Annotated in this window: 9 protein-coding genes; 3 read left to right on the top strand and 6 right to left on the bottom strand. The window is 36.3% G+C overall.

Going from position 1 to position 8,927, the window contains the following annotated elements:
• Positions 1-74 precede the first annotated feature (74 nt).
• The 3 genes from Q0992_RS14940 to Q0992_RS14930 are packed head-to-tail and all read left to right on the top strand — an operon-like array spanning position 75 to position 2,405.
• A complete protein-coding gene (locus tag Q0992_RS14940) occupies positions 75-1,511 on the top strand; it encodes a DASS family sodium-coupled anion symporter (protein WP_299526222.1) in 1,437 nt (478 codons plus the stop codon).
• 12 nt (positions 1,512-1,523) lie between these two features.
• Positions 1,524-1,916: a cupin domain-containing protein gene (locus Q0992_RS14935; protein WP_299526220.1), complete on the top strand. Its 393-nt coding sequence runs from the start codon at positions 1,524-1,526 to the stop codon at positions 1,914-1,916.
• Positions 1,917-1,961: 45 nt separating this feature from the next.
• A complete protein-coding gene (locus tag Q0992_RS14930; protein ID WP_299526217.1) occupies positions 1,962-2,405 on the top strand; it encodes a Na(+)-translocating NADH-quinone reductase subunit F in 444 nt (147 codons plus the stop codon).
• 74 nt (positions 2,406-2,479) lie between these two features.
• Here the strand turns inward: Q0992_RS14930 and nqrF are convergent, their stop codons facing one another.
• The 6 genes from nqrF to Q0992_RS14900 form a co-directional block, all read right to left on the bottom strand.
• Positions 2,480-3,790 carry an NADH:ubiquinone reductase (Na(+)-transporting) subunit F gene (gene nqrF, locus Q0992_RS14925; RefSeq protein ID WP_299526225.1) on the bottom strand — a complete coding sequence of 437 codons (1,311 nt, stop codon included), beginning with the start codon at positions 3,788-3,790 and terminating at the stop codon, positions 2,480-2,482.
• Positions 3,791-3,802: 12 nt separating this feature from the next.
• The gene (nqrE, locus tag Q0992_RS14920) at positions 3,803-4,540 is read right to left on the bottom strand and encodes an NADH:ubiquinone reductase (Na(+)-transporting) subunit E (protein WP_299526214.1); all 738 of its coding nucleotides are present in this window, start codon (positions 4,538-4,540) and stop codon (positions 3,803-3,805) included.
• 76 nt (positions 4,541-4,616) lie between these two features.
• Positions 4,617-5,249 (bottom strand): NADH:ubiquinone reductase (Na(+)-transporting) subunit D, encoded by a 633-nt coding sequence (locus Q0992_RS14915; RefSeq protein WP_299526211.1) that lies wholly within the window; start codon positions 5,247-5,249, stop codon positions 4,617-4,619.
• A gap of 3 nt (positions 5,250-5,252) precedes the next feature.
• Positions 5,253-6,047, bottom strand: coding sequence for a Na(+)-translocating NADH-quinone reductase subunit C (locus Q0992_RS14910; RefSeq protein WP_299526208.1), 795 nt, complete (start codon positions 6,045-6,047; stop codon positions 5,253-5,255).
• A gap of 2 nt (positions 6,048-6,049) precedes the next feature.
• Complete coding sequence (locus tag Q0992_RS14905; protein WP_299526205.1) at positions 6,050-7,327, bottom strand: NADH:ubiquinone reductase (Na(+)-transporting) subunit B; 1,278 nt, start codon at positions 7,325-7,327, stop codon at positions 6,050-6,052.
• On the bottom strand, positions 7,327-8,676 hold the full coding sequence (locus tag Q0992_RS14900) for a Na(+)-translocating NADH-quinone reductase subunit A (protein WP_299526202.1): 1,350 nt from the start codon (positions 8,674-8,676) through the stop codon (positions 7,327-7,329). Before Q0992_RS14900 ends, Q0992_RS14905 begins: the two co-directional genes overlap by 1 nt.
• Between the last annotated feature and the right edge of the window lie 251 nt (positions 8,677-8,927).

Here is an 8,927-nt window from a genome sequence, read left to right as displayed (position 1 = left end):
GAGAACGTAGCGGTTGCACACGTTCTCAATTTTGTAATTAACTTAAAACATAATAATTACTGAAATTCAAACGTGTGAAACACTATCCACTTGTTAAGCGTATCGGACTTTTCTTAGGTCCTTTATTATTTATACTATTTCAAATTTCTTCGATAAAACTTATTTCAGAAAATGCTGATACTGTTATAGCCACCACAATTTGGATGATTATTTGGTGGATTACTGAGGCGGTTTCAATATCAGTTACATCATTATTACCATTGCTATTGTTTCCATTATTTAAAGTGATGCCAATGGTCGACGTTGGGGCTAATTATGGCAGCCCTATAGTTTTTTTATTCTTTGGTGGGTTTGTCTTGGCACTGGCTTTAGAAAAAGTGAATCTTCACAAACGTATCGCACTCACTATTATAAAATTAACTGGCACAACACCTAATAAAGTTATTCTCGGTTTTATGATTGCCACAGCTTTTATGAGTATGTGGATTAGTAATACGGCAAGCACTGTAGTCATGTTACCAATTGCACTATCAGTCATCAACTTACTGATAAATGACGAGGATGGCTTTACTAAGAAAGATCAAAATTTTGCATTGAGTGTTATGTTGGGTATTGCCTTCTCTGCAAATGCTGGAGGCATCGCCACTATAATTGGCACCCCTCCAAATTCAGTACTCATCGGACTGCTTGAAAATGAATATAGCATTGAAATCTCATTTTTGAATTGGATGCTCATGGGATTGCCTTTTTCAGCTACATTAATTGCCATTATTTACTTTATCTTAATAAAACTATTTCCTAACAAAGGTTTGGTGTTTGGGGCTTCAAAATCTGCAATAACCAATGAGTTAAGGCAACTAGGTAAAATCTCACCCAAAGAAAAACAAGTGCTCTACACTTTTGCAGTAATAGTTTCCTTATGGGTTTTTAGATCTTTAATCAACAGCTTATTACCTAATTTGGGGCTTACGGATACTATAATTAGCATTCTTGGTGCCATAGCTTTGTTTGCAATTCCGCATAATTTAAGACAAGGTGATTTTATATTGCATTGGAACGATACTAAGAAACTAGCTTGGGGCATTTTAATCCTATTTGGTGGAGGTTTAGCCTTAGCAAAAGGGATGTCTGCTACTGGCATAGTAGACATCGTAGCTACTGCTATTTCTAATAGCGATATTAGTATTCTTCTAACGGCCACTTTATTAATTATACTCATGTTATTCATGACGGAGCTGATGAGCAATGTCGCTCTTACAGCAGTTTTGGCGCCTGTGGTTGCTGGTATTGCAATAGGCTTAGAAATTCCTATATTATATTTGCTCATTCCTGTAACTATGGCAAGTAGTTGCGCTTTTATGCTACCCATGGCCACACCTCCTAATGCTATTGTTTTCGCCAGTGGGTTAGTAAAAGTTCACCAAATGGCAAGGGTTGGCATCATCTTAAATCTTATCTCGGTAGGTTTGCTTATTTTATTGTTTCAGTTTATTTTACCTTTTATATTCTAAAACCTTTCTAAAATGCTTAATTATATTTTAAATCCTAAGGCGATTTTGGTTTCAATTTTTATATTTCTTTTTTTATGTATGGGATGTGAAAAAGTCGAAACACTTCCAGATCCATTAGAAGCTGGTTGGAAAGGTGAAACTGTTTGTGAACTTGTGGAAGAGAATAAGGATGTACGTGTTCTAAAATGTACATTTCCACCCAACGTTGGGCACGAAAAGCATTATCACAAACCTCACTTTGGTTATGCACTTGCTGGAGGTAAATTTAGAATTACGGATAGTTCTGGGTCAAGGGATGTTGAAATTCCAACCGGGTTTAGTTTTAGTAATGATAAAGTTATTAGGCACGAAGCCTTAAATATTGGTGAAACAACAGCTATATTTTTGATTGTTGAGTATAAGTGATACTTTTTTCTTATCTTCATATTTGAAAAAGAAAATTAGATACAGATGGATATTTCAAGTCGTTTTGATGCTGCTGTAAGAAAGTTGTATACGGCATTTCACAATAATACTTTAAATCCTGAAGATTGCACACAATGTGCGGTCGGTAATATCTTAGACCATAAAGATATCTGGAAACATATGACGGATATGCATGGCTCAGTAAAATTGAACTATGTTGGTCTTGTACATCAAAACTTAGGCAGACGTTTTAATGGTTATTCGCCTATTGAGCTTCTTCAAATTGAAGCCTCCTTTTTAAAAGGCTGCGGTTATCGTTTGGGCAAAAACTATTGCCATAAACCTGACTTTTTTAAAGATAAAGCTATTTTGTTCAATGGTTTAAGCGAAGTTATTGCGACCTTATGTCGATTAGACCATATAGATAACGTGATGGATTGTTCCTATGTATTCAATTATCAAACAGAGCCTCTGGAATTACAACATTAAAAAATCAACAGCATAAATTAAAAAAGCCAGTTCAAAACGAACTGGCTTTTCTTTATATCTGTCTTTTGAATAATTTATCCTCCAAAATCATCAAATCTAATATGCTCATCTGGGATACCAAAATCCTCACCCATTTTCTGTACGGCTTGGTTCATTAATGGTGGGCCGCAGAAATATAATTCAATATCTTCTGGTGCATCGTGATCATTCAGATAGTTATCAATCACACAGTTGTGAATAAATCCAATAAATCCATCACCTTCTTCGTCATTTAAATCTTTCTTCACTTTCCAATTGTCTTCTTCTAAAGGTTCGGACAAAGCCATATAGAATTTGAAGTTAGGGAAGTCTTTTTCTAAATCCCTGAAGTGCTCAATATAGAATAATTCTCTCTTAGAACGACCACCATACCAATAGGTCACTTTACGACCTGTTTTTAAGGTCTTAAATAAGTGGTATAAGTGCGAACGCATTGGTGCCATACCTGCACCACCGCCAACGTAGAGCATTTCACTTTCAGACTCGTTAATGAAGAACTCACCATAAGGTCCAGAGATGGTTACTTTATCTCCTGGCTTCTGTGCAAAAATATAAGATGAGGCTACTCCAGGATTAACATTCATCCATTGATTCTTAGCACGGTCCCATGGTGGAGTTGCAATACGAACATTTAACATAATTTCACGTCCTTCAGCAGGATAAGATGCCATAGAGTAAGCACGTTCTACAATTTCTGTATTTTTCATCACCAAAGGCCAAAGCCCAAACTTGTCCCATTCGGTCTTAAACTTATCTGGTGTTTCATGCTCTTCTGGATGTGCCGTGATATCAATATCAGAATATTTGATTTCACATGGTGGAATTTCAATCTGGATATACCCACCTGCTTTATAGTTCATTTCCTCAGGAATTTCAACAACAAATTCCTTAATAAAAGAGGCCACATTGTAATTACGCACTACGGTAGCTTCCCACTTTTTAATCCCAAATACTTCTTCAGGAATGGTGATTTCCATATCCTGCTTCACTTTTACCTGACATGCTAAACGGGCACCATGCTGCAATTCCTTTCTAGAAAAATGAGGTGTTTCTGTAGGCAATGCTTCACCACCACCGGAGAGTACGTGACACTCACACTGAATACAAGTCCCACCACCACCACAAGCAGAGGGTAAAAATACTTTATTGCTTCCAAGTGTGGATAATAATGTTCCACCTGAAGCGACTTCAATTTCTTTTTCACCATTAATCTTGATTTTCACAGGACCAGATGGTGATAATTTTTGTTTTACAAATAATAACAATGCGACTAACAATAAGGTTACCAATAAAAAGGCACCCACAGTTGCTACTATAGTTCCGATTGTATTTGCGGCTAATATCATCATGCTCATCAATTACTTGTTTGTGTTCTGCGCTATCTCTAGGTCAGACTTAGTTGTAGTTTCTTCTTCGTTAATGTCTTCTTCAATAACTTCAATAGTTGCAGCCTTTTCTTCTGGCTTTGCACTTTCATCTCCACCAGTTAACATACCTCCAAAACTCATAAAACCAATTGCCATAAGCCCTGTTATAATGAACGTAATCCCTAAACCTCTTAATGCAGGTGGTACACTGCTATATCTTATTTTTTCGCGGATTGCAGCAATTGCCAAAATTGCCAAGAACCATCCGATACCAGATGCTATACCATAATTTAAGGCTAATCCTAATGTTGCTATTTCACGAGACTGCATAAATAATGAACCTCCTAAGATGGCACAGTTTACAGCAATTAATGGTAAAAAGATTCCTAATGAATTATATAAGGCTGGAGAGAATTTTTCAACGACTATTTCTACTAATTGTACCATTGTTGCTATAGTCGCAATGAACATAATAAATGATAGAAAACTTAAATCATAACTTGCATATTCTTCGCCTAACCATGATAATGCTCCTGGTTGCAAAATATACTGATCCAATAACCAGTTTAATGGTACGGTTATCGCAAGTACAAAAATCACGGCAGCACCAAGACCAACTGCTGTTGATACTTTTTTAGATACGGCTAAGTACGAACACATTCCCAGGAATGTCGCGAATACCATATTATCTATAAATATCGATTTAAAAAATAATTCTACGTGTTCCATATAATTTTAGTATTGAGCCTTGAGCAGTTAGCATTGAGAAATTTTAATTCCCAAACCTAGCATCTCATTACTATTTTTAATCTTCTATTAATGCTTTATTTCTTGTTCTTTGTACCCAAATAATGATTCCCACGACTATCAATGCCATTGGCGACAACAACATAAAACCATTGTTTTCGTAACCTGTGGCATAAAGTCCTGTTTTTTCAATTGGGTCTCCCAACACTGGGATTCCTAATAATGTGCCAGAACCTAATAATTCTCTAAAAAATCCAACGATAACGAGAATGATACCATATCCTAAGGCGTTACCGATTCCGTCTAAAAACGACCTCCAAGGCCCATTACCTAAGGCAAATGCTTCGAAGCGTCCCATAATGATACAGTTAGTAATGATCAGCCCTACAAATACCGAAAGGGTCTTACTCAATTCGTAGGCAAAGGCTTTCAGTACCAAATCCACAATAATTACAAGAGTTGCTACGACTATAAGCTGAGCAATAATCCTAATTTTTGAAGGGATAATATTTCGCATCAAGGAAATCACTACATTTCCAACTCCCATTACAAACAAAACAGATATTGACATTACAATTGACGCTTCCAATTCGGCTGTAATTGCTAATGCCGAACAAATACCGAGTACTTGAATAGTAATTGGATTGTTATCTGTTAGTGGGTCTAATATTAATCTACTATCTTTTGCCATAGCTTATTTTCCTTTTAGTGAATTAAAGTAAGGTAAATATAATTTCAAATCTTTTTTGATCATCGCTGTTACACCGTCACCTGTAATTGTTGCGCCAGCGATAGCATCGACCTCATTGTCGGTTTTGTCACTATTTTTTGGATCAGCATTGCCTTTTGCCACTGTGATTCCTTTGAATTCACCAGATTTTGAAATTAAATGCTCGCCTATAAAATCATCCATAAAGTAACGTTGCTTAATGTTAGCACCTAATCCTGGTGTTTCACCCTTATGATCAAAATAGGCACCTCTAACTACCATATCTTCATCCAACGCCACATAACCCCAAATGGCATCCCAAAGTCCCTTTCCTCTTATTGGAGCAACGTAAACCGTCTTTCCTTCTGAATTTTCACCAACAAAAAGCGGCAACTTTCTTTCTCCTCCATCTTTTGCATTAGCTTGCTGTTTCTTTACATCTATTAGATAAGGCTCTTGTTTTGTTTCCTCAAAATACTCATCCCGATTTTGGGTTTTTACAACTTTACCATTCGCATCTACTGTAATGACTATTTGATCTGCAACATTTTTATCAAATGCTTCTGGCGCCTTGTCTGTAGAGATAAATACAGCGCTAGTTTCATCATTATCATTGATACCCATGGCATAAAGAATATTCTGTTGCTTTTCTAGCCTTTGATTTTCTGTGATCTTGGGTTTCAATGACGATGCTAGGTATGCTAATAAAGTACCTACGACCATCACCATGCCTATGGCAAAAATTACAGTATATGAATTCTTGTCTGTTCTATTTTCCATCACTATGCAACTTTAGCTTTTAAACGTTTCATTCTCTTTTTCACATTCCCTTGAACCACATAATGGTCTATAGTTGGTGCAAATACATTCATTAGTAGAATGGCTAAGAATACACCTTCTGGATACGCTGGATTAAACACACGGATCATAATGGATATGAACCCAATTAAAAATCCATAAATCCATTTCCCTTTATTAGTTTGAGATGCAGTTACAGGGTCTGTTGCCATGTATACAGCACCAAAAAGTATACTACCTATAATTAAATGTTGCCAGAATGGTACGCTCATTAGCCCATAGAACTTACTCGATTCGCCAATCCATCCAGCATCGACAACTCCATTAAATATCAATCCCATAACCAACGCGCCAATAACAGTACTGAGCATAATTCTCCAGCTTCCTATTTTAGTAAAGATTAAGAATAATCCACCTATTATTATTAAGAACTTAGATGTTTCTCCAACAGATCCAGGAATAATTCCCCAAAACATATCCCAAAACGAATATAAATCTGCAGCGCGTTCACCATAAGTGGTTACTGTATCTGTACCTGCAATGGTTAATTCCTGTCCGGACTTAGCATAATATCCCAATAGTGTTTCACCGGAAATAGCATCCAAATTTTCACCAGCTGCAATAGCTGCATCACGCTCAACGGCACCATGTACCCAAACCTTATCGCCTGACATCCAAGTTGGATATGCAAAGAATAAGAAAGCACGAATCGTCAGTGCAGGGTTTAAGATATTCATACCTGTACCACCGAATACTTCCTTTCCAATTACAACACCAAATATTACTGCTACGGCAAGCATCCAAAGTGGAATATCAACAGGAACTATTAAAGGCACCAACATTCCCGTTACCAAGTAACCTTCTTCAACTTCGTGACCTTTGATGATTGCAAATACGAATTCTACTGCTAGTCCTACACCATAAGATACAATTACCAATGGTAATACTTTCCAGAGTCCAATAACCAAGTTATCCCAAGTCCAGAAAGATGCACCTAAAAACCCGTCTGCTGAATCTATTAAACCTTGAGCCAAATAATGCTGATAACCAGCATTAAACATCCCAAATATTAAACATGGTACTAAGGCTATGATTACGGTATTCATGGTACGCTTTAAATCATCAGCTGCCTTAATATGAGTCCCTCCATGAGTGGTCTCGTTTGGCGTATATAAAAAGGTGAAAAGAGCATTAAAACCTGGAAGCCACTTTTTATCCCTATTCTTTACCTTAAAATTGTGTAAATTCTGTTTTAAACCCATTATCCTATCTCTTTAAGCATTAAGTCTAAGCCTTCTCTTATAATTTTTTGGTGTGGTTGTTTAGACACACAAATAAATTCCGTCAGTGCAAAATCTTCAGGTGCTACTTCATACATTCCTAAAGCCTCCATTTCATCTAAATCTTTGTACATACACGCTTTTAAAATTTGCATCGGATAGATATCCAGAGGAAAAACCTGTTCGTAATTTCCTGTTACCACAAAGGCGCGATGTTCACCATTAGTATTGGTATTCAGTTCATACTTTTTCTTTGGATTCAACCAAGAAAACGTTAATGCTCTGGATGTTGAAATTTTATTGAATATTGGCTTGTTCCAACCAAAGAACTCGTAATCGTCACCTTCAGGAATCACTGTAATCACATTGCTGTAGTAGTCTAAACTACCATCTGGTGCTATATGCTTTCCAGATAAAACATTTCCAGAAATAATTCGGTCATTACCATCTTTTTCAACACCGTTATCGTAAACCATAGTTGCTATTTCTGAACCAATCTTCGTTCTAAAATATCTTGGTTTCTTTACTGAAGAACCTGCTAAAGCCACTATACGCTCGGCATTAAATTTTCCGGTTAATAATAACTCACCGATAATCACTAAATCTTGTGCATTAACCGTCCAAACAACTTCTCCTTTATTAACGGGATCAATTTTATTAATTAGGGTTCCAACATTACCTGATGGATGAGGACCAGAAACTTTATGAGTGGTCACATCATTTAAATTAGCTAGTGGTGAATTAGCACTTCCAACAGAGATGTGTACACCACCTTCTGTTAGCTTTGACAATGCGGTTACTGCAGCCTGCAATTCTGCTTCTTTCCCAGATAAGGTATAATCTAAATCTGCGGCTAGAGGCGCACTGGCATAACCAGAAATAAAAATTGCTTTTGGTGTATTATTTGCATTTGCTACAATATCATAAGGACGTTGCTTAATAAATGCCCAACAACCAGAAGCTAACAGGTGTGCTTTTATCTTATCAGCATCTGCTGACAAATCAAATTTACCGTGATCTACATAGGTTTGTTCTTTATCCGCAGTAATTTTTATGGCATCAATACGGCGTCTTGGTCCACGCTGAATTTCTGTAACCTCTCCAGATACGGGAGATACAAACTTCATAGCTTCATAATCCTTATTGTAAAACAGTGCCTCACCTGCTTTAACACGCGCACCTTCTTTAGCTACAAGTTTTGGGATAATACTGTGGAAATCTTCAGGTCTAATAGAATAAAAGTTGCTTACAATGGCGTTTTCGATATTTTTCTCAGCTTCACCAACCAACTTTATATCTAAACCTTTTTTAATTCTGATGTCTCCTGACATATACTTAATGATTAGTTATCTAAAAATCCGTGCAAATTTAAGAATTAAAGGTCGAAATTTTAGTTAATATAAACTGGTCTTATTTTATTTATACTGATTCTAAATAATCAAATGCATAACGAAAACGTTTTATTTTAGAATTGGCTGATTATTCATTGAGATTTAATCGAAAATCATAGATTGAGGAAATACCTAATTTAAAAGGCATGGATTTTGATTATATTTATAGCAATGTTTATAAACTCGAAATG

This window comes from Winogradskyella sp. (genome assembly GCF_028289625.1).
Taxonomy (GTDB): Bacteria; Bacteroidota; Bacteroidia; order Flavobacteriales; family Flavobacteriaceae; genus Winogradskyella.
Note: the sequence above shows the minus strand (reverse complement) of the source record. Positions and strands in the feature narration are given on the sequence as shown.

Bases quoted from the DNA above. Each gene is read 5' to 3' on its own strand.
- Q0992_RS14935 (WP_299526220.1), top strand. From the start codon at position 1,524: ATGCTTAATTATATTTTAAATCCTAAGGCGATTTTGGTTTCAATTTTT.
- Q0992_RS14930 (WP_299526217.1), top strand. From the start codon at position 1,962: ATGGATATTTCAAGTCGTTTTGATGCTGCTGTAAGAAAGTTGTATACG.
- nqrF (WP_299526225.1), bottom strand. From the start codon at position 3,790: ATGATATTAGCCGCAAATACAATCGGAACTATAGTAGCAACTGTGGGT.
- nqrE (WP_299526214.1), bottom strand. From the start codon at position 4,540: ATGGAACACGTAGAATTATTTTTTAAATCGATATTTATAGATAATATG.
- Q0992_RS14915 (WP_299526211.1), bottom strand. From the start codon at position 5,249: ATGGCAAAAGATAGTAGATTAATATTAGACCCACTAACAGATAACAAT.
- Q0992_RS14910 (WP_299526208.1), bottom strand. From the start codon at position 6,047: ATGGAAAATAGAACAGACAAGAATTCATATACTGTAATTTTTGCCATA.
- Q0992_RS14905 (WP_299526205.1), bottom strand. From the start codon at position 7,327: ATGGGTTTAAAACAGAATTTACACAATTTTAAGGTAAAGAATAGGGAT.
- Q0992_RS14900 (WP_299526202.1), bottom strand. From the start codon at position 8,676: ATGTCAGGAGACATCAGAATTAAAAAAGGTTTAGATATAAAGTTGGTT.